At 51.6% G+C, this 25,366-nt stretch carries 19 protein-coding genes and 1 pseudogene; 9 read left to right on the plus strand and 11 right to left on the minus strand.

Features of this window, described 5'->3' with window-relative positions; all coding sequences use genetic code 11:
- Window positions 1-39: 39 nt before the first annotated feature.
- Complete coding sequence (locus KDC22_RS20215) at window positions 40-594, minus strand: hypothetical protein (RefSeq protein ID WP_211720135.1); 555 nt, start codon at window positions 592-594, stop codon at window positions 40-42.
- A gap of 165 nt (window positions 595-759) precedes the next feature.
- Between KDC22_RS20215 and KDC22_RS20220 the strand changes: the two genes are divergently transcribed.
- The 3 genes from KDC22_RS20220 to KDC22_RS20230 all read left to right on the plus strand — a co-directional run bounded on the left by KDC22_RS20220 (window position 760) and on the right by KDC22_RS20230 (window position 3,699).
- Window positions 760-1,254 (plus strand): RNA polymerase sigma factor, encoded by a 495-nt coding sequence (locus KDC22_RS20220; RefSeq protein ID WP_211720136.1) that lies wholly within the window; start codon window positions 760-762, stop codon window positions 1,252-1,254.
- Window positions 1,255-2,250 (plus strand): anti sigma factor C-terminal domain-containing protein, encoded by a 996-nt coding sequence (locus KDC22_RS20225; protein WP_211720137.1) that lies wholly within the window; start codon window positions 1,255-1,257, stop codon window positions 2,248-2,250. It begins immediately after the preceding gene.
- 501 nt (window positions 2,251-2,751) lie between these two features.
- Window positions 2,752-3,699 (plus strand): serine hydrolase domain-containing protein, encoded by a 948-nt coding sequence (locus tag KDC22_RS20230; RefSeq protein ID WP_211720138.1) that lies wholly within the window; start codon window positions 2,752-2,754, stop codon window positions 3,697-3,699.
- Between the two features lie 849 nt (window positions 3,700-4,548).
- Here the strand turns inward: KDC22_RS20230 and KDC22_RS20235 are convergent.
- Window positions 4,549-5,307: a CPBP family intramembrane glutamic endopeptidase gene (locus KDC22_RS20235; RefSeq protein WP_211720139.1), complete on the minus strand. Its 759-nt coding sequence runs from the start codon at window positions 5,305-5,307 to the stop codon at window positions 4,549-4,551.
- A gap of 161 nt (window positions 5,308-5,468) precedes the next feature.
- Between KDC22_RS20235 and KDC22_RS20240 the strand changes: the two genes are divergently transcribed.
- Window positions 5,469-5,831, plus strand: coding sequence for a hypothetical protein (locus tag KDC22_RS20240; protein ID WP_211720140.1), 363 nt, complete (start codon window positions 5,469-5,471; stop codon window positions 5,829-5,831).
- Between the two features lie 120 nt (window positions 5,832-5,951).
- On the opposite strand, the gene KDC22_RS20245 is transcribed toward KDC22_RS20240, so the two are convergent.
- The 3 genes from KDC22_RS20245 to KDC22_RS20255 are packed head-to-tail and all read right to left on the minus strand — an operon-like array spanning window position 5,952 to window position 9,999.
- Window positions 5,952-7,946 (minus strand): chemotaxis protein CheA, encoded by a 1,995-nt coding sequence (locus tag KDC22_RS20245; RefSeq protein WP_246552783.1) that lies wholly within the window; start codon window positions 7,944-7,946, stop codon window positions 5,952-5,954.
- A gap of 15 nt (window positions 7,947-7,961) precedes the next feature.
- On the minus strand, window positions 7,962-8,387 hold the full coding sequence (locus KDC22_RS20250; protein ID WP_211720141.1) for a chemotaxis protein CheW: 426 nt from the start codon (window positions 8,385-8,387) through the stop codon (window positions 7,962-7,964).
- 22 nt (window positions 8,388-8,409) lie between these two features.
- Complete coding sequence (locus tag KDC22_RS20255) at window positions 8,410-9,999, minus strand: methyl-accepting chemotaxis protein (RefSeq protein ID WP_211720142.1); 1,590 nt, start codon at window positions 9,997-9,999, stop codon at window positions 8,410-8,412.
- Between the two features lie 311 nt (window positions 10,000-10,310).
- Here KDC22_RS20255 and KDC22_RS20260 point away from each other — a divergent pair, with 311 nt between their 5' ends.
- Both KDC22_RS20260 and KDC22_RS20265 read left to right on the plus strand, forming a co-directional pair.
- Complete coding sequence (locus KDC22_RS20260; RefSeq protein ID WP_211720143.1) at window positions 10,311-11,648, plus strand: MFS transporter; 1,338 nt, start codon at window positions 10,311-10,313, stop codon at window positions 11,646-11,648.
- A 108-nt stretch (window positions 11,649-11,756) separates the two neighbouring features.
- The gene (locus tag KDC22_RS20265) at window positions 11,757-12,512 is read left to right on the plus strand and encodes a PIG-L deacetylase family protein (protein ID WP_211720144.1); all 756 of its coding nucleotides are present in this window, start codon (window positions 11,757-11,759) and stop codon (window positions 12,510-12,512) included.
- 78 nt (window positions 12,513-12,590) lie between these two features.
- Here KDC22_RS20265 and KDC22_RS20270 read toward each other — a convergent pair whose 3' ends face one another.
- Window positions 12,591-13,433: a GNAT family N-acetyltransferase gene (locus KDC22_RS20270; protein WP_211720145.1), complete on the minus strand. Its 843-nt coding sequence runs from the start codon at window positions 13,431-13,433 to the stop codon at window positions 12,591-12,593.
- Window positions 13,434-13,577: 144 nt separating this feature from the next.
- Between KDC22_RS20270 and KDC22_RS20275 the strand changes: the two genes are divergently transcribed.
- Window positions 13,578-14,615, plus strand: a complete 1,038-nt coding sequence (locus KDC22_RS20275; protein WP_173132745.1) for an asparaginase — start codon at window positions 13,578-13,580, stop codon at window positions 14,613-14,615.
- Here KDC22_RS20275 and KDC22_RS20280 read toward each other — a convergent pair.
- Window positions 14,612-15,086, minus strand: a pseudogene (locus KDC22_RS20280) (histidine kinase dimerization/phospho-acceptor domain-containing protein); the annotation flags it as partial. The gene KDC22_RS20275 and the pseudogene KDC22_RS20280 overlap by 4 nt on opposite strands.
- Window positions 15,087-15,234: 148 nt before the next feature.
- On the opposite strand from KDC22_RS20280, the gene KDC22_RS20285 reads away from it, so the two are divergent.
- Window positions 15,235-15,609: an S-layer homology domain-containing protein gene (locus tag KDC22_RS20285; RefSeq protein ID WP_211720146.1), complete on the plus strand. Its 375-nt coding sequence runs from the start codon at window positions 15,235-15,237 to the stop codon at window positions 15,607-15,609.
- 217 nt (window positions 15,610-15,826) lie between these two features.
- Complete coding sequence (locus tag KDC22_RS20290) at window positions 15,827-16,393, plus strand: hypothetical protein (protein WP_211720147.1); 567 nt, start codon at window positions 15,827-15,829, stop codon at window positions 16,391-16,393.
- 515 nt (window positions 16,394-16,908) lie between these two features.
- Here the strand turns inward: KDC22_RS20290 and KDC22_RS33880 are convergent.
- The 4 genes from KDC22_RS33880 to KDC22_RS20310 form a co-directional block, all read right to left on the minus strand.
- A complete protein-coding gene (locus tag KDC22_RS33880) occupies window positions 16,909-17,718 on the minus strand; it encodes a cupin domain-containing protein (RefSeq protein ID WP_211720148.1) in 810 nt (269 codons plus the stop codon).
- A gap of 102 nt (window positions 17,719-17,820) precedes the next feature.
- The gene (locus KDC22_RS20300) at window positions 17,821-18,675 is read right to left on the minus strand and encodes a methyl-accepting chemotaxis protein (RefSeq protein WP_211720149.1); all 855 of its coding nucleotides are present in this window, start codon (window positions 18,673-18,675) and stop codon (window positions 17,821-17,823) included.
- A gap of 68 nt (window positions 18,676-18,743) precedes the next feature.
- Window positions 18,744-24,170 (minus strand): diguanylate cyclase, encoded by a 5,427-nt coding sequence (locus tag KDC22_RS20305; protein WP_211720150.1) that lies wholly within the window; start codon window positions 24,168-24,170, stop codon window positions 18,744-18,746.
- Between the two features lie 12 nt (window positions 24,171-24,182).
- Complete coding sequence (locus tag KDC22_RS20310) at window positions 24,183-25,358, minus strand: small-conductance mechanosensitive channel (protein ID WP_211720151.1); 1,176 nt, start codon at window positions 25,356-25,358, stop codon at window positions 24,183-24,185.
- Between the last annotated feature and the right edge of the window lie 8 nt (window positions 25,359-25,366).

Genomic DNA, 25,366 nt, shown 5'->3' on the forward strand with positions numbered 1-25,366 from the left:
GTCGTTTCTATCTATTATATTGATACGAAGCAATTTATATTATTTAACTTCAGTAGCTCCGGTAACTTTACCTTCCAGGACTGCTGTTGCCTTCACATCTTCGCTGGAGAAGTACAGGTTGCCGTCAATGGTAGCATCCTTATACAGGTTGAATCCGTTAGCTTCTACATAAACGTCACCTTTGATCGTGCCGCCTTGAACGCGGAAGTTCTCGCTCTGTACGGTTACTTTCGGTGCTGTAAGGGTGTAAGAAGCTGTAACCTTGTGGTCTGCATCCTGTGCGTACAGGGCAAGCTTACGGTAGATTGGCTTAGCTGTATCATTCTTGTCATGGAATTCGCCTGCAACAACTACATCCTTGTCAACAGTCAGATCGTTCAGCACGGCAACAATCCAGGTTCCCTTGTCGCTAACTGCTGTAGTGAAGGCGTCTGCCTGGTTCACGATGGAAGCTGAAGTTACAGCATCCGCTTGCTCAGTGGTAGCCGGTGCTGTAGTAGCTGCTCCACCTGTAGTCTCGTTATTTTTGGCTCCGCAACCCGACAACAATGCTACCGATACCCCTGCTACTACTAATACTTTGAATAATTTCATTTTAATTCCCCCTGTTTCTTTTAGTTAACTTTATTATATATTAAAATTTTATGAATACAACGTGATAATTTTCACGAATTTGTGTCTTTTTTCACAAAGATTCAATTTAGAGCTGCTGTAAACTTTTCACGGAGCTTGGCGTTGTATAAGGGAAGGGGGCAAGACATGGCCAAAGACACCATACATCACTTTCTGCAGCAAGCGGGAACTTTGCTATACCGGTATTTGAGGAAACGCGGACTTGCCCGCGAGGACGCTGAAGATATCGTTCAGGACACCTGTTACAAATATCTGGTCTATCAGGACGGGATCGGCTCCAAGCAGGTTATGGGCTGGATGTTCCGGGTCGCGACGAATCAGTTCTATGACCTTAAGCGAAAAGACAAACGCCATCCTACGGTTGATGCTGACGATATTCAGCTTCTTTCCTTGACCCATCTGCCGGAGATCCAGCTGCTGAGGCGGGAAACCGCACAGACTATCCGCGACACCCTTGCTGTACTCTCTGAGCAGCATCAGGAACTGCTAATTCTCAAATATGAGCTGAATCTGACCTATAAGGAGCTCTCCTCCCTGTACGGTATGAATGAGAACACGCTCAAGACTCATGTCACACGCGCCAAAAACCAATTCATCAAACATTATAAGGAGGGCATTTAAATGGAACAGAATCAGGAGCAGGACCCGTTCATTCTCGGAGGGAAAAAGACTCAGCAGCTCATCAGAAAAGCCAGACTCCGCTCCACCCTGAAGACCATTGGAATCATTGCGGTTGTGACCCCGGTTATACTTGCCGTTATCTGGTATGGCCTCTACCACTTGAGACTGAACCAGGGAGACAAGGTACAATCTGAAATTCTCTGGAAAAACGAGATCAGTGCACCCAATGTGCACATCAGCAACCAGTCATTGAAATTGGATAGCTTCGGAGGTGAAACGTACAATCAGACTTACAAATGGCTAGGCAACCAACCTTATATTTGGGAGACCATCGAGGAATCATATAATTTATGGGGCCGCTCCACCGGAAGATATGGCGCATTTGGAGCGATTTCACCGCCGGAAAAGCTGCGCTCTTCCTCCTCAAACCTCCGTTACAACTCAGCCACCGGTGACCGGGAAATGGTCTTTTATCATCCTGAGATCCAGTATGATTCGTATGAGGACAGCATCCGTCTGCTGAAGCAGCTGGGCGATGGCACACTTGTGGAGATGGCGTTGTCATTTGACCAATCCTATACGCTGGATGAGACGCAGAAGCTTCTGCCTGCCGGGCTGCAGCCTGTCTGGTTATGGACGGATGCCTATACTCCCTCTTATAAAAAATACCTAAAAGAAACGCGCCAGACTATCGCAGCTGATTCGATGATCATCTACGGATTCCATGGAGAGCAGTTTGCCCCCTATGGTGGTGTGGACTCCTTCATTAACAGTGTCGAACAGCTGCGGAAGCACGGCAAGAACTTCACCTGGGAAGCAGATCAGGTTCATGAGAGCCTGGCCGGGGATAATGATATTCTGGAACCGGGCGATATTACAATTATTGGTGTAGTCGTAACCGGTACTGCTAAACAGCTGGAAGCTCTGCAGAATCAGGCTTATATTAAAGGCTCCACCTTCGGTGTCGTCTCTAATGCAATAGCGCTTCCTAACTAAGCTGCGGCTAATAGAGATCTCCAGTCAAGGTGCAGCATGAATTGGACATCCTTGCATTAGATTGAGATAATACAGGGAAATCCATCAATCGGGATGTCCACTATTATATAAGAAATGCCCAGACCACTTAAGATTGAGGCGCATTTTGGGGGATAATTGTATTACGTGCAACTAAAAACAGCGAAAAGTAAGGATTGCCTCTTATAGCTGTAGCCTGTACATCTAAATCTGCCTGAATGGGTGCGAACCAAGGTACATAGGGTAGTTTAATTGTACCGAATACAGCTAAACACATCAGTAGTGGTAAATTAGACGATTTAGATGTACAAAGTGCAATTAGTTAGCATACCGCTTGTACCATAATTGTTCGGTGCACGGCAAACCCTCAGCCAGCAATGTGCCCAATTGATGTTCACTAGTTAGGGCAAGCTGCTGCTGTACTAGATCGCACGGCCACCTTCCACGCGGTGGCTGTGTATATTACCGAAAGGATAATTCCCTATGAACCTGTCCACACTATCGGCCTCGCTTGCACCGCTGAAGCAGCGAAGCTGTCTGATTCAGCAGCAAGGCAAGCTGATCTTCGAGCATTACCGGGATCAGCAGACGGCCTCCGAGCTGGCGAAGATCAATTCCTGTACCAAAAGCATACTCTCCGCGCTAATCTGCATCGCCATGGACCAAGGTCTGCTTCCCGGCCCTGCGGCGCCGCTCCGCGAGTTCTTCCCGCAGGTCCGGCGTGATGCTGATCCACGCAAGCAGGACATTACGCTCGAACAGCTGCTAACGATGTCCGCCGGCTTTCGCTGGACCGAGTTCGGCGGTGCCAACTCCTTCCCGAAGATGACCCGTTCGCCCCATTGGGTGAATTATGTGCTGGAGCAGCCCCTCGCAGATGAGCCGGGAACCCGCATGGAGTATAACTCGGGGATTTCACAGTTGCTATCGTCGATTCTGGTACAGGCCACAGGGCAGAGCACAGCCAGCTATGCCGAACAGGTTCTCTTCGGACCGCTCGGCATCCGGGACTATGACTGGGAATCGGACCCCCAGGGCATCCATACCGGCGGCTTCGGGCTGAAGCTGCGTCCTGTAGACCTGCTGAATTTCGGACAGCTCTATTTGCAGCAGGGGATATGGAAGGATTCGCAGATTATCTCCGGCAGTCGGGCTGCACGTTCAGTACAGCCAGTCATGCACACGGAGCCTCCCCGTCACGGAGGGTATGGCTGGCATTGGTGGACAGATGCCCTGTCCTGCAGCTCAGCAGCCGGAGAATCCAGTCTGGTAGACTACTATTACGCCCGCGGGTATGCCGGACAATTCATATATGTAGTGCCGGAGCTTCAGCTTGTCACTGTGCTGACCCAGGATAACAAGCGCGGGAAGAATAATCCTCCGGCAGATGTGTTCCGTGACTATATCGTACCTTTACTGGGATCTATTTAAGCTTGCGCCTGATTGATGTGGAATTCCCGGGCAAGTCCCGGGGGCCATTATGTATATACGCACGAATCCCCGCTGCCTGATTGCTTAAGGCACGGGGATTCATGTGTTGTTTACCGTATTCAATTCAATCATTTCCTCCAAGTAACAAAAGCCATATCCCTGACATGGTGTTTGTTCAATTATTCATGTTTCCGTGTTGCCCGTTCGCTCCTGTCCGGAGTGTTGCTCCATGTCCTGCATATGGGGTGAATTCCCGCGTACACGATTTCACGAAAAACGTTTTCACGGACGCTTTTCCTACTGTGAAGAATCGTATTCGTACGCTTCGCTAACCTTTTTCATTGGAATCACGCTCTTTCTTCCGCAAGATCATCTCTTGCTTGAATGAATAGCATTTGGTTCTTCTTCAAAAAAGATTAACTTCCTGGGTTCCCGCATACCCACGATCTGCCAGAAGATGTTATCATCCACCCTCTCTATCAGCAGCCGATTCCGGCACGCTTCGCTAACGCTAGTACATCGGGATTCTCTCCTTTCCTTCATTCATTGCTAAATTTAGGAATGAGGCGATCACCTGCGGGTCCACCTGTGAAGACTTGCTGTGGTTCCTTGTGGTGATGTCTACATTATACCCCAGGCAGATTCAAATTTAAACTTTCAAAAACCTGCATATTCCCGTAGAATACACGAAATTTCAGGATGCCCATGAATAACGTACCTCTCTCGAAAAATTACTCCGGTTACAGATTATTTACTTCCAATAGCTGCGCTTTCAAATGTATGCGCTATCATTGTCAGGGATAAAACCGGCCGGCCAGAGGATTCACCCTCCTTTCCGGCCGGTAAAGTCTACATAGTAAGAGTATGATTCCTATGTCTGCGGGTCAGCACCATTAACAGATAAATACCATAGATGAGATACAGGATATTCAGGACAGATACAATCAGCACCTCTTGCTCCAGGTTCTCATTGCTGACCATCGCAAGCGCATCATAGAGAAAGTGAAAAGCGATCAGAGGAATAATATTGTGGCCTGCCTCGATCAGCAAGGCGAGCACACAGCCCAGCAGCAGGGCATTGATCACCTGGAGAAGCGTATGTATGAGATCATTTCCGCCAAGCGCATTGGCCATATGTAGAATTCCAAAGAAAAGAGAAGAGAACACAATATAGAATAACGGACCTTTGAATCTCAGGTTATGTCTGATAATTCCTCTGAAAATAGATTCCTCGGTGTACCCTACCAGCAGGGTCATAATTACAATACTGATGACTTCGGGAGCAGTCAACTCCAGATTGATGCCGTTCATAAGCGGCTGGGCCACCGCAAGAATCAGCAGGGGGATGTAGAACAACACCGCTCTGGACGGCTTGGCCTCCAGCTTGCGGAAGCCGAAGCTCAGGAGCGAGGAATCCTTTCTTTTCATATATACAGTAACAATAATCGCCATCACCAGGAAGGCGCAGGCCTGGGCATTCCGTATCCCCATATCGCCGAACTCCTGAATTGTGGCTACAGCGGAAGCGATGGATACAGCCAGGGTCAGGACCACTCCCCATAACAGCGAGTAGATAACCGGATGTCCTTTTGCAGCGGTGTTCTTCATATTTCGTCTCCTTTATAGTGGATTAACCTGTTGCCCCATTTGGACAATATTGGATTCATTCTAAACGATGCTGTGAAAATATACTATAATAATCTTCCAGTGGGCAAGGCAGCGCCTGCGTGCTATAATCTCTGAATCCCCAATAAGAATGGAACATCCACATGAATAGTCCGATTAAAATCTTCAAAGTTACCGTGCAGCTGGAGAAAGATGAATGCGGGGTCGAGGTCAGCCATTGGCGGCTGCTGGTGGAAACGAGCCGCTATTATGAGATCAAGCCGGAGAGCGGTCCGGTCAAGCGGATATACAAAGAGAAACTGAATACGGTAATGGATGACACCAAATCCTATACAGACGGTTATCTGGCTTGTTCAGCTTTCTGTATCGAAGACCGTATTGATGATATGCACACTGAAATGCTCCATACGCTACAGCTTAAGATCAAGGCTTATATGGATGAGCTGCATTTAAACCAGCAGGCCCTTGAGCTGCAGTTCAAGAGTCCCAAAAGACGCCCGAAGTAGACGGCATCTCCTTCCGTCACTAATTGAACCTCAAAACCGGAGGAGCCGCAGCAATCTGCGGCCCCTCCGGTTTTTGTTATGACACCCGTTATTCACTGCATCTTCCCGGCGGCAACTCTTTTAATGGCTAACCAGATAGGAGGCATCCAGAATCAGGGCCACCCGCCCGTTGCCCAGGATCGTTGCCCCGGACAGATGGTTCATCGTTCCCAGATACGCGCCCAAAGACTTGATGACCACCTCCTGATTGCCGATAATCTCATCGACGGCAAAAGCGGCAATTCTATCGACAGATCGTACGATGACCAGCGGGATGGTCTTGGAGCGGCGCTCTGTACGGGGATAATGCAGCTTGTCCCGGAGCCAGGAGAGCGGCACAATCCGCCCGTGGTTGATAATCGCCTGTTCCCCTTGGACAACCTGAATCTCCTCGGGGGAGATCCGCACAATCTCAGCCACGTTGTACATTGGCAGAATCAGCACGCGCCCGGACACATTGACCAGCAGGCCCTTGATAATAGCCAGCGTAAGCGGCAGACGGATAATAAACACTGTGCCTGCACCCGGCTCTGTCTCAATATCTATAATCCCGTTAAGGCGTCCAATCTGACTGCGTACAATATCCATCCCCACGCCGCGGCCCGACACTTCACTGACTTCAGAAGCGGTGGAGAAGCCGGGCTCGAAGATCAGGCTCACGACCTCCTGTGCCGTTAAGTATCCCGCCTGTTCTTCAGTGATGATCCCTTTGCTTAGCGCAGAGGCTTTGATTTTGGCGGCATCAATGCCCTGACCGTCATCCTCCAGACGAATAACGACCTGATTCTCCTCATGAAAAGAGGTCAGCGTAATCCGGCCTTTCGGGGATTTGCCCTGCTGCGTCCGGACCTCCGGGCTCTCGATCCCGTGATCGGCGCTGTTGCGGATCAAATGGATTAACGGATCGCTTAGCTCCTCGATAATGATCCGGTCCAGCTCAGTCTCGCCTCCCTGAATCTGCAGCTCAATGTCCTTCCCCAGCTTCTGGGCCAGATCCCTGACCAGACGCGGAAACCGGTTGAACAGCTGATCAATCGGCAGCATCCGGGTCTTCATCACGCCTTCCTGCAGCTCCTTGATAATACCGCCCATGTGATCCGATACAGAGCCAATATCAGGCAGAACCTTGGCCGGATCATTCCGTTGTCCCGTAGCGCTGAGGTTGGCCAGGGAAGTCTGCTCAATGAGCAGCTCCCCCACCAGGTTCATCAAGTGGTCCAGCCGCTCGACACTCACCCGGACCGTTGCCTGTGCCCCATGGGACCGTTCTTTGCCTTGGGAAGAGCCTTGAGACTCAGCCTGCGCCGGTTCTGCCGCGGCCTGTGTGTTCGCTCCTGCCGGAGATACAGGCAGGAACGGCGCGATAACCATACTCACCACATCCGTCTCACCCGTAAGCTGTTCGGATACCTGCTCAATCTCCTTAGATGCCGCTGCCACTACAGCAAACTGGCTGTAGCGTACATCTTCATCGGCTCCTGGCGCTGGCGGCGGTGCTAATGCAGTAGCGATCACCGGCCCGCAGACCTCTTCAATACGCTGCAGCAGGATGTAATGCCGGGCTGCCTTCATCAGGCAGTCTTCTTTCAGGGTCACCGTAAGGGACACTAGCGCATAACCCGCTGCGACAGCTTCTTCCGCCTGAAGCCTCTGCGCTTCATTCAAGACCGGAAGTCGCACCGGCTGCGCTTCGGCCGGCTTATTAATCAATGCCTTGATCTCCGCAACCACTGCGCTGCAATCCGTGAAATCCCCGCCGCTGACATATTGGCTGCGCAGCAGCTTCATGGCGTCCAGCGCCCGGAAAAGCGTGTCGATCAGAATGCCGGTAATCTCCGGCTTCTTCTCCCTCACCCATTCCAGCGCATATTCCACCTCATGTGTGAGATCACTCATCTCGCGGAAGCCCATCGTCGATGCCGAGCCTTTGATCGTATGGGCTGCCCGGAATATCGTCTGAATCAGCTCCGCGGTCGGAGCATGCTCCAGAGCGAGCAGCGACTGGTCGATCCGCTCCAACTGCTCATTCAGCTCTTCTATAAATATATCGCGGTAGGCAGACAGTTCCATCATCATTGCTTGTTCCCCTTTTCAACCGCCCAATATTTCTTCGAGCTTCAAAATACCAACCAGCTGGTCATCCCGTTGACCCACTCCGTGGAACACCGCATCACGGCCCCGGCTATGTCCGCCTGTGGGGGGATGAATTTCGGTATACGTAGTCACTTTGTTCACCTTGTCTACAATGAGTCCAACGAATTCCTCCCGGTAGTTGACGACAATAATTCTTGTATTCCGGGTGTATGGCTCATCAGCCATGCCCAGCAGATTGCGCAGGCTCATGACACAGACCACTTTCCCGCGCAGATTGACGACACCCTTCACTTCATTCCGGCTGAAGGGGATATCTGTAATGCTGAGCATTTTGATAATCTCATGAATTTCTTCAATACGGATGGCACAGGTCTCGGCTCCTACAGCAAGCTCGATATATTGTTCCTTCTGTAAGGATGACATAACTTCACCTCAGTTTGTAGGATTAATGGGTCTTGAAGGCAGCAGCCGACTGGGCTAAGTCCTCAGATAACAGAGCCAGAGCCTGGCAGGTAGCTGCCGTCTCCTCAGAAGCCGCTGCAGACTCCTCGCTGGAGGCGGCAATGGATTGAACCGAGCTCATCACCTCAGCAGCCTGGGCGGATTCCTCTTCGCAGGCCGCAGCAATCTCATTAACCTTAAGCGAGGAATTGTTCACCATACTTATAATTTGCTCAAAAGCCTGGCTGGTCATCGTAGACTGCTCCACACTCTCCGCTACCGCCCGGACGCTCTGCTTCGTATTCTCCTGCATTAATTTGATGATCTTCGTAATCTCCTTCGTGGCATCGCTGCTGCGCTCGGCCAGCTTACGGACCTCATCGGCCACCACCGCGAAGCCTCGGCCCTGTTCTCCGGCACGTGCAGCCTCAATCGCTGCATTCAGGGCCAGGAGATTGGTCTGCTCGGCGATATCGTCGATGACTTCGATAATATCTCCGATTTTGCTGGAGTCGTCTTCCAGTTGCTTCATCTGCTGATTAACCGTCTGCATCCCCTGCAGCGAAGTCTCGACCACATATCCGCCTTCCCGGGCTGTGCGTACAGTCTCATTGGAGAGCTCAGCCGCTTCCTCGGCACTGGAGGCCACCGAGTCAATCGCCAGCGACAGCTCCTTGAACAGCTCGGTAATATTGGTAGCGGCTGCAGACTGGTTCGTACTGGTTCCGGCAATCTCCTGAGTGCTTGCTGAGATCTGTTCGGAAGAGGCGGCTACGCTCTGTGAATTCATCACAATTCCATTGATTAATTCCTTCAGGTTATCAACCATCCGGTTGAGTGCCGCCGCCAGCTGTCCTACCTCATCTTTGGTGGTAATATCCGACTGCTGCGTCAGATTACCGTTCGCCACCTCAGTGGCCAGATGCAGCATTTTCATCAGGGGCCTGGAGATCGACCTTGCGATCAGATAACCAATGAGGATACTAAGGATGACAGCCGCAATGACCACCGACATTGTAAGGATGAGGGACGTAGAATAGGCAGACTGTGAATGGCTGTTCGCTTCCTCCGCCAGTTCAACATTCACCTTGATCAGGCCATCCAGATTGCTCAGCACGTTCTGCCCCTGTAAGGTCAGCTTGGTGTTCAGGAAGGTATTGAATGCTGCCGTATCATCCTGCCCTGCCAGAACGAGCGCTTCATCAAACAGCTTTTCATAGATTTCATATTCCTTGTCAAAATCGGCCAGCAGCTCTTGCTCCCGTGCGGTAGTCGCAAGCGGCCGGTAGTTGTCCACCTTCTGGACAATATCCTGACGGCCTGCCGCAATCTTGTCCCCGTAATCGGCAATCTTGACAGCATCAGTGGTGTTGCTCATATCCCGCGTATAGACCCGGTTAAGCTGATAGCTGATCTCGGCAGCCGATAGATCTCTGACAGAAATCAGGTTATTGCTGTACATCTCCTTCATATTCTGGTTACTGCTGCGCAGGGATAAGATCGAGTAGACTCCAAGTCCGGCCAGTATTAAAGAGACAATCAGAAAAGCAGAGACAATTTTTGTGGCTGTTTTCAAGTTTCCGAACCATTTCATATAGCTTCCCCCTGTGGTTAACATCTTAGCGTCCTTCTTGTCGGCGTTATTCTTACACTCCCCTATCAGCCGAAGGAACATCTTTAGCTATATTTCGACATTTTATGCTAAAAATTAATATCATAATTTTGAATTTTCACATTTATTTCGTTGACTCAAGTGCAATTTACCCCTTCATCAATACGTTCATTCGCCGCTTTACAGCAACAGCCAGATTCTGCTTGACAGAACCTAGAATTAAGTTATAAATAAACATAATTAGCAATGGATTCAATCCATCTATTATTATCCTTAGCGAAAAGAGGCCTGCCATGTCAACAAAAGTAACTGTGGCCGAAAAAGTGATTTTCTCAGGCGGTCTGCTGGGCCAGAATATGCTGTACAGCTTCATGTCGATGTATATATTGTTCTTCTATACGGATCTGCTGGGGATTCAGGCTACTACAGCCAGTGTCATTCTGGTGGTGGCGAGCATTGTCGATGCTTGTCTGGACCCGCTAATGGGCATGATTACCGACAAAACACGCTCCAGATGGGGCAAATTCCGGCCTTATCTGCTGTTTGCCCCGTTCCTTATCGCGCTGGCGACTATCGTCTGCTTCTGGGACTTCGGCGGTTCTCCCACCCTGACACTGGTGATTGCCACCGTATCCTATCTGCTCTGGGGAATGCTGTACACGGTCTGCGATACCCCGCTATGGGCCTTATCGTCCGTAGTCTCCACCGATCCGGGTGAACGTACCTTATTTGTCACTTTAGGCAAAATCGGCGGAACGCTCGGCGCGGTCGTCATCACCGTCGGCGGAATCCAGCTTCTGCTCGCCTTCGGCGGTGAACGGACTACTGAAGCTTATCTGTATTCGGCCATCATTATCGGGGTCATTGCGGCGCTGTCGATCTTCCTGACCGGAATGCTCACCAAGGAACGGGTGGTTCCTTCCGCTGAGACTATTTCGTTCCGCCACAACCTGCAGACGGTGTATAAAAACAAGCCGCTGCTCACCCTGCTCGCCTCGCTGCTGATTATCAATCTGGTGAACGGCATCCGGCAGAGCATTCAGCTCTATTATGTGGTCTATGTCTGGGGGGATGCGGGGTATGCCACACAGGTCGGAATCGCCCTGGTCGTCGGTATGCTGCTGGGGATGACCGCTACACCGCCGCTGTTGCGCCGCTTTTCCAAGAAGAAGGTGTTCATTGTCTCCTGCATTCTGGGAAGCATAGCCTGCCTCCTGCCTTATCTGCTGGGTGACCACAATGTGCTGAATACGCTGGTGTTCTTCGCGGTCAGCTTCTTCTTCTCCGGCATGACTACCATCGTCAGTACTTCGATGCTGCTCGATACCATTGATTATTCGGAGTGGAAGCTGGGCTTCCGGGGCGAAGGCATTGTGTTCTCCACGAACACCTTCATTACGAAGTTCAGCGGGGCGTTGTCGCGGCTTATTATCGGGGCCAGTCTCGGCCTGCTAAGCTATGTGGAGAATCAGCCGGCTACCCCGAGACTCCAGCACGGCCTTAGCTTCGTGATGTTCCTGCTGCCCGCACTCTGCTTCCTGGCCGCTATTCTGCCGATTCTGTTCTATAATATAAGCGAGAAGCAGCGGGTGCAGATCCTGAGCGATTTGAATCACAGCCGTTCTTTGTAAGGGGCTAGCGGGAGGATGGTAGCGGACGGAGGAGAGATGATGACGGGGAGAACCTTGAGAGGGACTAACTGTACCCTTTCCACAGATTAATAAGGAGGTATTTGGAATATGGATATATCCACAATATCGGCACTGATGTCGCCACCCGACCTTTCAGACTGCCGCAAGCTGTTATGTATTCAGCCGCACCCGGACGACAATGAAGTGGGCCTCGGCGGCACGATCGCCTCCTTCGCGGAGAAGGGCTGCGAAATTCATTATTTAACCGTCACGAACGGGGATCTGGGCGCGGTGGATGAGCATCTGTCTTCAGCCGAGATCGCAGCGATCCGTGCACACGAACTGGAAGCTGCCGGACGATCGCTGGGAGCCACGGTGTTCCACCAACTGGACCATGGAGACGGTACACTGGAGCATATTCCGGCGCTCGCGGAAGAGATTGCCGAGATCATCCGCACCGTGCAGCCGGATGTTATATTCTGTCCTGATCCGTGGCTGAGCTATGAAGCGCATTATGATCATATTGTCACGGGCAGAGCTGCCGCCCAGGCCTTCCTGTCGTCCGGACTTCCCCTCTATCCCAGAGGGACAAGCACCCGGCCTTGGCAGCCGAAGGCGATAAGCTTCTACTTCACCTCAGAGCCGAATACGGTCATTGACATTACCGACCACTTCGAGCGGAAGTTCGACGCCATGGCTCTGCACCGCAGCCAATTCAGTGAGGAGATGCTGGGCTTGTACCGGATCTACTTCCATGAGCAAGGCCGCCAGCTTGCCGAAGGCAAGGGCTTCGGGCTGGGCGAAGGACTGAAGGTACTGTCCCCGCTGCATCTCCACTGCTTCGTGGAGGCTCGGAAGATCTAGAACTATTGCAGCTGAGCGGCGGTACAAAGAAGAGCTGTCCCACAAGCCATGATATGGCTGGTGGGACAGCTCTATTTGTTACTCAGCCAACCGGTAGTACGGAATGTTCAGCGACGGCTTGAAGCCCAGCTTCTGCGCCAGTTGATAAGATCCCTTATTCTCCAGCCGGCAGCCCCACACCGGCTCCAGTCCATGCTCCAGACAATAGTCGATGAGCGCACAACATACGGAGAAGGCGAACCCCTTGCCCCGGTGGCCAGCTGCCGATTCAATTCCGATCTCCAGCTGATCCGCTGTACGGTAAGCGGAGAATGCACTGGAGGCCTTCTCCCCCTCCCAGAGCAAAGTGTAGCCCATGCCTGAATTGCGGAAGTGTTCCGCATTCCGCCAGAAATAACGCGGAATCACCGAACCTGCCTGCTCGTCGAACCCCTCACCAGTCATCTGAACAATGACGGCATCCTGCCGGAATCCTTGCTTCTTCGCTCTATGGTAGACCTCCTGATCAAAAGTAAAATTCACCCGGGTCTGGATATCAATCCTCCGCTTATCAGACGCTTGAAGATTCGGATCTGCCTTAGATAACAATGCGTTATGCTCAGTGACCGTGGACTCCAGCAGCTGCTCCCAGCCTCCTGCCGGATCAGCCTGCAGCCATTCCACCGAATGACGGTTCCCTTTCTTATTCGTCATATAGTCCGATAAGCTCCGGTTAAAATCCTCATTGCCCGAATCCCCGTAAAGCAGTGACATCCCAAAATCATGGGCTACATAGAAGGTACGCGGGTTCTGCACAGAGTCCACATAGACCTTGCCCGTAGTCTGCCCGCCCAGCACTCCTCCGGCGAACAGGGTATTGATCTTCACTTCACTTAACAGCGGCAATGCCAAGGCATAGTCCTGATTATCTAACTTCTGCATTCTTTTCCCTCTTTTCTTGGAGATGAATATATGTATTTCCACTTATTATACCTAACTATGTCACGCTTTGAGGAATGAATGTTATAATACATTCAATGTCACTCCAGTACCTTCAATCTGATTCAACCTGAAAGGAAACGATCTATGCTGAATACCATACCAGAAGTGAATTTCACCGCTTCCCCTTATTATAATCCCGGCCTCAAAAATGTGGTCATTCTGGCCACCGGCGGAACCATTGCCGGCAGCGGAGAAGCCCACAAAACCTTGAATTACGAGCCTGGAGCCTTGCCCGTGCAGGACCTGCTGGATAGCGTGCCTCACCTTGAACGGCTTGCCAATTGTGCAGGCGTACAGGTCAGCAATCTGTGCAGCGCCGATATTACCAGCGGGCATTGGCTTACCCTGGCTGCATATATTAACACGCTTGCCCTCCGGGAAGATGTGCACGGGTTCGTTATTACCCACGGCACCGACACGCTGGATGAGACCTCTTACTTCCTGAACCTGGTGATCAAGACCGACAAACCAGTAATCATTACCGGCTCCATGCGTCCGGCTACCGCCATTAGTGCCGACGGCCCCCTCAATCTGTATCAATCGGTAGCCCTTGCGGCGAATCCGGATGCTACGGGGCAGGGTGTGATGGTTGTCTTCGCAGAAGGCATCTATAGCGGGCGCGATGTGCAGAAGGTGAACACCTTCAAGGCCAATGCCTTCGATGAGCGCGATTTCGGCTGCCTGGGCTACATGCGTGACAGTCATGCTTTTTTCTACACCCGCACCCTTAAGCGGCATACGACTGCAACGGAGTTCGATGTATCTGTCATGACAGAGCTTCCCGCCGTATCCGTAGCTTATTTCCATGTCGATGCCGATCCCGGCATCCTAGACTATCTGGCCACGATCTCCAAGGGGATTGTGATTGCCGGTGCAGGCGGAGGCATCTACAGCAAGCCGTGGATTGATAAAGTCGGCGAGCTGAAGAACAATAATATCCCTGTTGTCCGCTGCTCGCGCATCTCCAGCGGAATCACACTGAAGGACTCGTACATCGACCTGTCTGCCAATTCCATTCCATGCAACAGCCTGGTGCCGCAAAAAGCAAGAATTCTGCTCTCCCTGGCACTGACACAGACCACCGGCTACGACGAAATTGCTGCAATGTTCAACGAATATTAAACACTGCCGGAAGTGGACGGGAACTCAAAGGTGAAGACAGCACCGCCCTCCAGGCGGTTCCGGGCGGTAATCCTTCCGCCGCAGCGCTCTACAATGGCGCGTGCGATGGCGAGACCCAGCCCGGATTCCCCCTGCTTCCCTTTGACGAACCTGTGAAACAGCCTCGCTCAGCAGCTCCTCAAGATCTGTTGCCTCCGCCTTGTAAATATCCTCTTCACTGTCCAGCTTGGCCAGCAGCGTCATTTCACTGACCAGATCACGCAACCGCCCGCCTTCACTCTGGAAAATATCGAGACCTTTACGGACTCCTTCCCCTTCAAAAATACCGTCTCTAATCCCTTCCGCATAACCTGCTATCGACATCAGTGGAGATTTCAGCTCGTGGGACGCATTCTGGAAGAACTGCTTCTGAACCCGGTTGAATTGGTGCAGCTCACCGGCCATTTCATATACCGTTTGGGCAACAGAACCATCAAGTACGCGAGAAAATGTGCTTTGTCCCCTCAATACACGATCCAGATGTCCTCAATATTCCGCATCTCTCCCGAAATTTTCTAAATATCTATGCAAAACTCTATTGATCCATAAATTGTTTAACTATATAGTAGAAAAGGTGCTTTTGGATAAGTTTCCATATTATGATGAGAAATCCATCGGGGAATGGCTCGACAATGGATATATTCAAGGCTACAACGATGATAGCTTTCAACCCGGGAAGCAAGTCACCCGTGCGGAGTTCCTGGCCTTTTTTAACCGGGCATTTATACCGGATGCTCCTGTTGACGGCCCGGCCAAAAGCTTTACGGATGTGGATGAAACGAACTGGTTTTACAATGATGTTATGACCGGTACACGACTCGGTGCAATTACCGGTTATTATGACAACAGCTTCCGACCAGACGGCGTCCTCACCAGGCAGGATGCGAGTGTAATGATCAGCCGATTCTTGAGGGGGGCAGAGACGATAGAGCAGGTCATTACCTATCTGCAATAATGTAGTAACGAATCTACCGCTCAAATTCTGCAACTTTAGGAGACTACCTATGAGGCCTCTCTTGATCCAGATTATACTTAACACCCTAACGATCATTTTGTTTGGAATAGGTTATTTCACCTTCAGATCCAAAGAATTGTATTCGGGACCACATTTTATCCGGCTGTATTATCCGCTAGCCGTCTTGCTTAGTCTGATATTTTTTTACCTACTGAACATGGTGCTGTTCAAAAACGGGCGAGTTAGCAGTCTGGCAGCTGCCGGGGGCTCCATCTTATTCACGATTATGTTAACCATGCTCTGCAATCACCTCTACGGCAGCATCCTGAATGATTATTACCGCTCCACTCCGGCACATAATCTGCTTCAATTAGGTGAGTATAGCAAGCTCAAGGGGAACTACATTACCTTGTTTAAATCTTTGCGCACTCAGGGCATCCGCCCCCGTACTCTCTCAACCGGCTATGCTTCCGGTGCAGAGAAATATGATACACTTAGTCAGGACAATGCCCAGTTCAAGGATGTCCTCTACCTGGTGAATGGCGAGACTTATCTGATCTATAACTGGACCCTCCATGAAACGGAGGTCCTCCTCCCGGGGGAAGAGGTGTACCACCAGGGGTTGCACTATCTGAAGAACCAATCTTCCCAAAGGGCATCTGAACTTCAAGGTGAAGCTGACAGCTATTGGCTCAAAGCACGAAACATCATCATCTCTTACGGCCAGGATGATTATTCGGTCAAGTTGTATCCAAAGGGTGGAAAGATCATTTTCAGAGAATAAGAATTAACCTGTCAATCAAATAGAATCTGGAGTCACAGAAAAAATCCATACAGTAATTCAATTTCTTTGAGAGGGAATCCTTCTGACTCTATCAAAAGAAGGGATTGATGTGGCTGAAGAGGTCGGGACTCCGGTAGCGGCATCCCCGGCCTTGCCTTTCAATGAGGGGTCAGGCTCTGCTACCCCAGCCCAAAAACGGCTACGCCGTCCTTTAAAGGATAGCGTAGCCGTTTTTGCGTGACATGCCGATGTTCAGTTAGGCGCGGATACAGCGGATAAGGATAAATGGCTGCCCGTGCTCCGCCTCCTTGTAACAAGCAAGTGGATAAACGTATCTTAAATTCCTGTTTTATGAGTAATTATGGGAAGCAAGTGGATAAACAGCATCTAATATTGTTCCTTTTCGCTACATGGGGTGGAACTACCTAAATTAAGTGTTGTTTGTCCAACTGCTGTTGTAGCAAGGGCGATTCATCCATCAGCAAGTGTTAAAAATCCAACTAATTCCGTCTCAGTTAACGGCGCGGGTACAGCGGATAAGGATAGAAGGCTGCGGCCGGCTGCTGGGCTGTGTAAGACGGCATACTTTTGGCGGTGCTGGCGTTGTTGGCGTTGTTGGCGTAGCTGCCATTATTCGCATTGTTAGCACTATTGGCGTATCTGCCGTTATTTGCATTGTTCGCGTTATTGTAGCCCGCGTTGTTGGCATAACTCGCGTTGTTAGCATTGTTCGTGTACATTGCTTCCGGCATTGCCGCATTAGACATCATTTGTGCATTTGTAGCAGCAGTACCGGCGACAGCGCAGCCTGGAGGCGGCCCCAGAATAATGGATTCCTTAAGCGGAGCCACGGCCTTGGCGTAATCCTCTTCACTGATGCAATAAGCCTGCTGGATAACCTCCTTGGGGACCGCACGCAGGAAGTCTGAACCATACACAATATCAGGTGTCGGCGCATCGAAGATCGTCAGGAACTGGGCATGCTCGCTCTCGGCCAGAATCCAGTGGAACCAGCCCTTCGGGAAGACGGAGATTTGTCCGGCCTTCAGATGGTAAGTCATCAGCTTCTGGGTGAACGGATCGAACACAGAGGTGATCAGCTCACCGCTGATCACGAAGACCATCTCTGTCACATTAGTGTGCCAGTGCGGCTGGACAATATATCCTTTGCTCATGCGGGCATTGAAGAACCCGTTGCGGATAGCGGGCAGCTGCTCGCCAAAAAGCTGTGTAATGTAATTGTTTGCATCCCGCTTATAATTAAGTACCTGGTTTGAATCGGCAGCAAGCTTCAGGTCCGGTGCCTGCAATACTGGATCAAGCATTGTACATTCCTCCTCATCACTGAATGAGCCTATAGCATCTGGGCATTCGTCTAGATACTCTATGCCAGCGAGGAGCAATTTGACACAAGTAACCGTTACGGCCTAGATCAGCCGCGCGATACTCTCAATCTCAACAGCTGAAGCAGCAAGCTGCTGCATGGAGGCGGTGATCTCCTCTGTAGCGGCGGCCTGACGTTCGCTTTGGGCCAGACAATCCGACAGTACGGCATCCATCTGGTTAATCTTCTGCTTGATCATCTGCAGAATGCCGGCGATATCCTTCGCCGATGAAGCGCTGGATACCGACATTTTGCGGATCTCCTGTGCGACGATGCCGAAGCCCCGTCCATGCTCAGCCGCATGAGCCGCTTCGATAGCAGCATTAAGCCCCAGCAGGTTGGAGTTCTCCGCCACCTTGCGGATGAAATCCAGAATCTCATCGGTCTGCTGCAGATCCTCTACCACCTTCTGGCCCAGCACCTTCAGATCACCTACGGTATTCGCCAGCTCCGAGGCTGTTCCCGCAATCTCTACCGAGGTCGAGCTGATCTCATCGGAGGTCACAGCCAGTGCATTCGCCGCTTCACTGAGCGTCTCCTGATTACTAAGGCTGATTCCGACCGTGAATACACCCATTACCGCCCCGTTCCGGTCACGGACCGGCATGGATGAGGACTTGAAGGGTATCCCGTAGACTTCTTTGGGGATAGTGGCGCTGACCTCTTCTCCACTCTCCAGCGCTGCCCGGATTCCCCCGCTCGGCGGAATGGGACTTCCATCCCCGACCCGGGCATGGAGCTCTTTGCCCGGCAGATGATAGATGAACTTCTCCGCATCGGTTAAGGCAAACATCACATCCAGCGGAAAAAGGCGCTGCACCAGCGGCAGAGAGATTTGTAGAGCCTCCAGCAGCTGGCCCATTTCAGTTTCGGTATCAGTTTCGGTTTCAGTTTCCATTTCGGTATCAGTTTCGGTTTCGGTATTCATTGCTTCAACAGCTCCCCAATCATATTTATGTACCCTTCTTACCGCTCGAACAATGTGACACAGTTGCGGCCTTCCGCCTTGGATTGATACAGCGCATCGTCACCCAGCTTGTAGATATCCTCCTCGCGCAGTCCGTCCACGAGTACGGCGGCTACGCCGATGGAGACGGTAATTCTGCCGTATTCCGGGCTGAGATCATGCTGAATCCCCAGCTCCGCGATGCTCCGTCGGATGGATTCGGCATACTCCCGGGATTGGGACGGGGTGAACCCGGCAACCACAATGCCGAATTCCTCACCGCCCAGACGGAACGCGACTCCCTCAGCCCGTTCAGCCAGCTCCTTCAGCACCTGACCCACTCGCCGCAGTACGGTATCTCCTTCGTAATGTCCGTAAGTATCATTGAATTTCTTGAAATAATCAATATCAAGCATCAGATAGGACAGATATCTTTTGCCTGCCGCCGCCTTGTCTACCTCGCTGAGGAAAAGCTTATTAAAGTATCTGCGGTTATACAGTCCGGTCAATTCATCGGTAATCGAGATTTGCTCAATCAGTCCGATATATTTGCCCAGCTCCTCATTGTTGAACTCCAGCTCCTTCGTCCGTTCCGCCACAAGCTCCTCCAGATGCTCCTTATGGCGCCGCAGCTCCTCCTCTGCCTTCTTGCGCTCGGTAATATCCTTGACAGTTCCCTGAATCGCCGGCTTGTCCAGATATGTCATCCGGATCACCTTGTGGATAACGATGACTTCACGGGTCTTGTCCTTATGCAGCAGTCTGGTCTCGTACTCTTCAGGCACCTGCTTGCCTTCGACTCTTCTGGCATAATAATGCATCACCTTCTCCCTCTCCGGGGGACTGATAAAATTCTCGAAGGGCTGCTCCAGCATCTCGTCGGTCTTATATCCCAGCATCTGTGCCAAGGCCTCATTGACGTACACACACCGCTTGCCCTGGGTAACAAAAACCCCGTCCTGCAGATGGTTGACCAATTGACGGTATTTCTCCTCCGAACGTTCCAGCTCCGTATACAGACTGGCATTCTCAAGCGAGAATACCATCTCTCTGGATAACAGATTAATAATCTTCATCCGCTGCTCGGTGAACACACCAGTGACCAGATTATTCTCCAGATAGATAATCGCAATCGTCTTATTCTGATTAATCAGCGGCATACAGACCATGGACTTCGGCTGCTGGCTCACAATATAAGGATCATTCACGAAAGGAGTCTCTGAATACGCATCATTATAGATCAGGCTCTCCCGGCTCTCCTCCACCTGTCTGAGGATGGCAGCAGGCAGATTATCCAGACTCGGGGACTCATGAATCGCTACAGAGATTCTATCCGTATCCGCCTTATACTCCCCTTCGACCAAAAGATTCGCTGTAGAGGTCATAAGGATACAGCCCCGCTGCGCTCCGGCGTTCTTGATGACAATCTCCATCATCGCTTCCAGCAGGTTGTTCAGCTCAATTTCTTTGGAGATCGCCTGTGAGGCCAGAATGATGGAATTCAGATCAATGCTCTCCGTATAGTCCGTCACTGTCCTGCCGTGCAGGAACTCCTTGGTGCTGATTTTCTGGACGATGGACGGGTAACGCTCCTTGATGAACCCGATTTTCTCCTTGGCCCCCCAGACCGAATAATAATATTCGGATTGTCTGAGCAAATAGGCGGCAAACTCATTGAAGCCCTTGTCCACATAGAATCTGGCCGCCAGCTCATTGGAGAGTGCCTTATAGCGGACGAAGCTCCCCTGTTCGCTGGTCTCAATCGCAAGGTCATAGTAATGGCCTGCCCGGCTCCCGTTCCCGGAGATTCGGGCCCATTCGGCTCTCATCAGATATTCATGCTGGAGGAAGGTCCCCGGCGCATTCCTGGCCCATTTGCGTACCCTGCCGAATTCCTTGCGCATTCTGGACCTGGCCTTCCGTTTGCCGTTTATACTCAATTCCTTATAGGCATAGGCCTGATTCAGGAAGCTATAGAGCGCGAATTCCTCCATAAAAGCAGAACCGGCCAGTGTTCCGATAATCGGATAAGCCCGGTCGATATACTCCAAAGCTTCATGGTGCTGCTCATAATGGAACAGCAGCTTCATTTTGTAAATATAATAAATCGCAATTCCCGAGTAATAACGGGCCTCCTGCAGCTCACGCAGATAGGCCTCTTCGCTGAAGGATTCACTGTCGAAGGAAGTGCGCTCCGGTAGCTCACCCGCAAGACTGAGGAAATACTGGCGCGCCAGCCGGGCTGTAGCAAGGGATTCCTTATATTTGGTGTTCTCGATCATCGAGATCATCCGGGTACTCTCCTGGAGCTGGGCCGGGATATCCATCGACGGGTTCCAGAGATTCACATAGAATGCAGAATGGGCCAGATAGAGCAAATCGCCTGTGCGCAGACTGGCTTCAATCGAGGTGCCGAACCAGTCCTGAAGCGTATCCCAAGGCTCCGTCCAGGCGTGGCTGAACAGCGTATACAGGACATGCGCCGCGCCTTTCCACTGGAGATCATTGAACTTGTCATTAATTCTGATGCCCAGACGCCCATAGGCGAATGCACCCTTCGTATCCCCGAAGCCGGACAAGAGCATAGCGTAGCCGATAAAAGCAAGGGCCGACTCCGGCGAGTTGCCATATTTCAGCGTCAACCCCACCTTCTTCAGCACCACGAGGCCAAACAGCGAAGTCTCCCCCGAGATGAACGCCGGCGGAATGAAGTTAATCAGCAGCCGCATAACCAGCTTCATGTCCCGGTCCGTCATCTCCGGCAATGCAAATATCGCTTCCGGCGTCCTTCCCCGCAGCGCGGCCTTGATGACGAGCAGCTCCTTAACAACAGAGGCCATCCCCACCTTGGACGGAATCTTAATTCCCAGCGCCAGCAGGCCCCTCCTGCCAGAAGCAATCGACTCGGGCATCATGCCCAGATACATATAATGATTGGCCTGCATTTCATAGATTTCCGCGATAGCCATCCGGTCTGCAGTATGCTCCAGCAGCAGACGGCAGGCCTGATCAGCCTGAGGAATATGGTGGGTAAGATAGCTGCATTCCGCATACAATCTGTAGATCTCCGCTGCCAGCCCCGGGTCTGTTATCCATGCATTCTCCGGAAGCAATTCAATTGCCGCTTCAAGCAGGATGAAGGCTGCATCATAACCATACCCGGCCTTGGCCTTCTGTGCTGCACGCAGATTCAGGGCGATGACCTCATCCGTCTCCGCGCTGTCGCTGATTAATTCCAGCCCTTTGTTCATATGGGTTGCGATATCTACAAGCTTATCCTCCACCTCTTCCTCTCCGAGATTGCGCAGCAGAAGCCGGCCGATACTAAGATGCAGCCTCTTCCCCCGTTCCGCATCAAGCAGCTGGTAGAAGGCCTGCTGAATCCGGTCATGGGCGAATTTCAGCCGGATGCCTGCCTGTGCTGCCTCCGCGCCGGATTCAGCCAGTGTAGCGGAGAATATCGCATATTTATGGTCTGCCGGGAGAATGAACTCTTCCTGCACCGCCCGGGTAATGGCCGCGGCAACTCGCTCTGGCTGTTCTTCTCCGAGCAGGGTCAGCATTCCGTAGTCAAATTCACTGCCGACCGCTGAGCTAAGCATCAGGATGCTGCGGACCTCCTCCGGCAGATGCTCCAGCTGTCCGACCAGGAAATCCACCACACTGTCATGGACGGGCAGCTCCTCCAGCCTTTGCAGATTCCAGCTCCATTCCCCGTTCAGCTTGTCGAAATACAGTTCCCCCCGTTTATACAGGTCCTTCAGCATTTCCGTCAGAAAAAAAGAATTGCCCTTGGACCGTTTGTACAAGAGTCCGCTAATATCCTGAACCCGCTCCATACTGCTGTACAGCGTGTCCGCCACAAGGCTTTGTACATCGTTCTCCTTCAGCGGCTGCAATTGAATCTGGCTGACCTCGCGTTTCCGATTCATTCTGGCCATTGCGTTGAACAAGGGATGACCTTCGTGAATCTCGTTCTGCCGGTAGGAGCAGATTACAAACAGCCTCTGCAGATGATTATCCAGCACCAGCTTCTCCACCAGCTGCAGGCTGGAGTAATCCGCCCACTGGACATCATCCAGGAAGAGGACCAGCGGCCTGTTATGATGCGCTGTAATTCCCTGTATGAAGTTGGCAAAGGTCAGGAAGAAGCGGTTCGTCTCCTCGGCAGGACTCAAAGGCTCCGCTTCCGGCTGGACTCCGATCCAGGCGGCAAGCTCCGGGATTAATCCGGTGATCACCCCGCCATTGCCGCCAAGTGCGCGCATTAAGGAACGGCGGACTTCACTCTTGTAATCCTCATCCGGACTCTCCAGGAGCTGGCTGACCAGTCTGCGGAAGGCCTGGATGAATGCACTGTACGGGATGTTCTTATTGTATTGGTCGAACTTCCCTTCTGCGAACAGCCCCTTCTCCCGGCTGATCGTCCGGTGCAGCTCATGAACCAGTGCGGTTTTGCCTGCTCCCGCATCCCCGGAGACGAGCATCAGCTGTGAATTCGCTTTGACGCTGCTGCGGAATGCCTCCTCCAGGCGGGAGAGCTCCTCCTGCCTGCCGACAATCTTTTGCGGAATGCGGAAGGTGTTCAGGCGGTCCTCCGTTCCAATCACGAAATCCTCCTGCCCGGCCAGACATTTCTTCAGATCGGCCTTGATGCCGTGAGCGCTGCGGTACCTGTCCTCCGAGGACTTCTCCATCAGCTTCATAATAACGGCCGACAAGCCGCGGGGCACTCTGCCTCCGGTTACTTTGTGGGGGGAGACTGCCTCCTTCGCAATAATAGAATAGATCTGTTCCAGCATCTCGGGTGAATGATACGGCATGATTCCGGTCATCATCTCGTACAGCACGACACCCAGGGAATAATAGTCACTCCGGTAATCAATATTGCGGTTCATCCGGCCGGTCTGTTCAGGGGAGATATACAGTAGACTGCCTTCCAGTACTCCGCTGTTCTGGAAATCCCGCCTCTCCCTGGACAGCTTCACCGCAAGGTCGAAGTCAATCACCTGTACAATATCCTTCTCCCGGTTCCAGATAATGTTGGACGGCTTGATATCCTTGTGGATCACATTCTGCTCATGAATGGAGCCGAGAATATCCACAACCTTGACCGCCAGCTTCAGCAAGGCCTCCTCCCCCGGCTTGTCTTCCGCCAGAATCCGCTTCAGTGAACGTCCGGCGGCGTCCTCCAGCACCATAACATAGAGACCGTTCTGCTCTTCGAGCTTCAGGGGCCGGATGACTCCTTCTGTGCTGCGGCTAAGCTCAGTAAGCAGCTTATATTCCTGTTTGAAGCGCATCACCGCTTCGGTTGTTGCGAACTCCGATTTTAACACCTTGAGAATGACCGTTTCTCCAGAGGAAGCCCCGCTGCATCTGTATACTGCCTTTATAGGATGATCTGAAATGGTCTCCAGCACCTGATAGTTGCCATTAGCAATCATTGTACTCCACCTTTAGCCTTGTTCTCCTTGTTCTCCCGTAACTTCAATATCGGCGTCGAATTTAAACACATATGCGGCAATCAGCCAGATAATCCAACAATTAAGCCCAAAGAACAGATAACCGAAGTACCCCAGAAGCGGCATCTCGGAGAAAATGTGGAACTTGTCCAGATAAGGCACGGAATATTTCCAGTAATTCGGATTGGTAGGAGCATCATCATGGAACCACTCACTGCCGAAGTTCCAGAACTCCCAGAAGAAGCCGTTGAATACGGTAGCCAGCCCCACCAGGATCACTTTGGACCAGTCGCCGTTCTTCACCGGAGTGAAAGGAGTCCAGTACCCAACAAGCGCCATTGCCGCAGACAGCATAGGAACAAGCGCAACCCACAGCACCCAGAACAGCAGGTACGGATAATAGCCCATGCCGAACGCGAGAATCAGCCCGAGCACATAATACACAATCAGCCACGACCGGGACATCTTCAGCTTGGGGCCATGGCTATAGCGGCTGCGGAACAGACGGAAGGTCTTGAGAAGCAGGTACCATTCAAAGATAGCCGGAAGTACGGTGGTATAGGATAAAGAGAACCAGAACACATTGCCGAAATTCGAGAACACTTCATTATTGGGATAATACCAGTTCTCCAGGACGAAGAAGTTCAGGTATTCAAAAGCAAACCAGCTGAAGCATGACACCACAGCCAGCAGCTGCATCACCCGGGGCTTGCGCGATATAATCGAGGCCCCTTGATTTCTTTTGTATACGAAGCCGTCAAGAATCAGAATAAAGGACCACCACAGGGGAACAAATGTGTAATGCTCCAAGGAGATAAACAGCTTAACCCGTGCCCACATCAGGAACCAGCTCAGCACAAACACCGGCAGACTCCACCAGAACCATACCGGGAAAGGCGTAGGCGCTCCCGCCTTCCGGGGCGCTTCCGCCGTCTTCTTGAAGCTAAACCAGCCGGGAAATACCAGAACCAGCGTAATGATCAGAGCCACAACACAGGCAAGGGAGAAATACAGCAGGCTGAACCCCGGGTCAGCTTCGACCCTTTGGGCAGGGAAATCTCCGTAACCGGGCGGCAGCCCCTTCCATTTCGCCAGACTCCCGAATAAGGGAAGCAGAAAGATCAAACCAAAGGTTACGATCAAAAACAATGTCTTATTCCATGTTTTCATTGTGCACA

It is taken from the genome of Paenibacillus tritici, assembly GCF_018207515.1.
In the GTDB taxonomy this organism is placed as follows: domain Bacteria; phylum Bacillota; class Bacilli; order Paenibacillales; family Paenibacillaceae; genus Paenibacillus_AQ; species Paenibacillus_AQ tritici.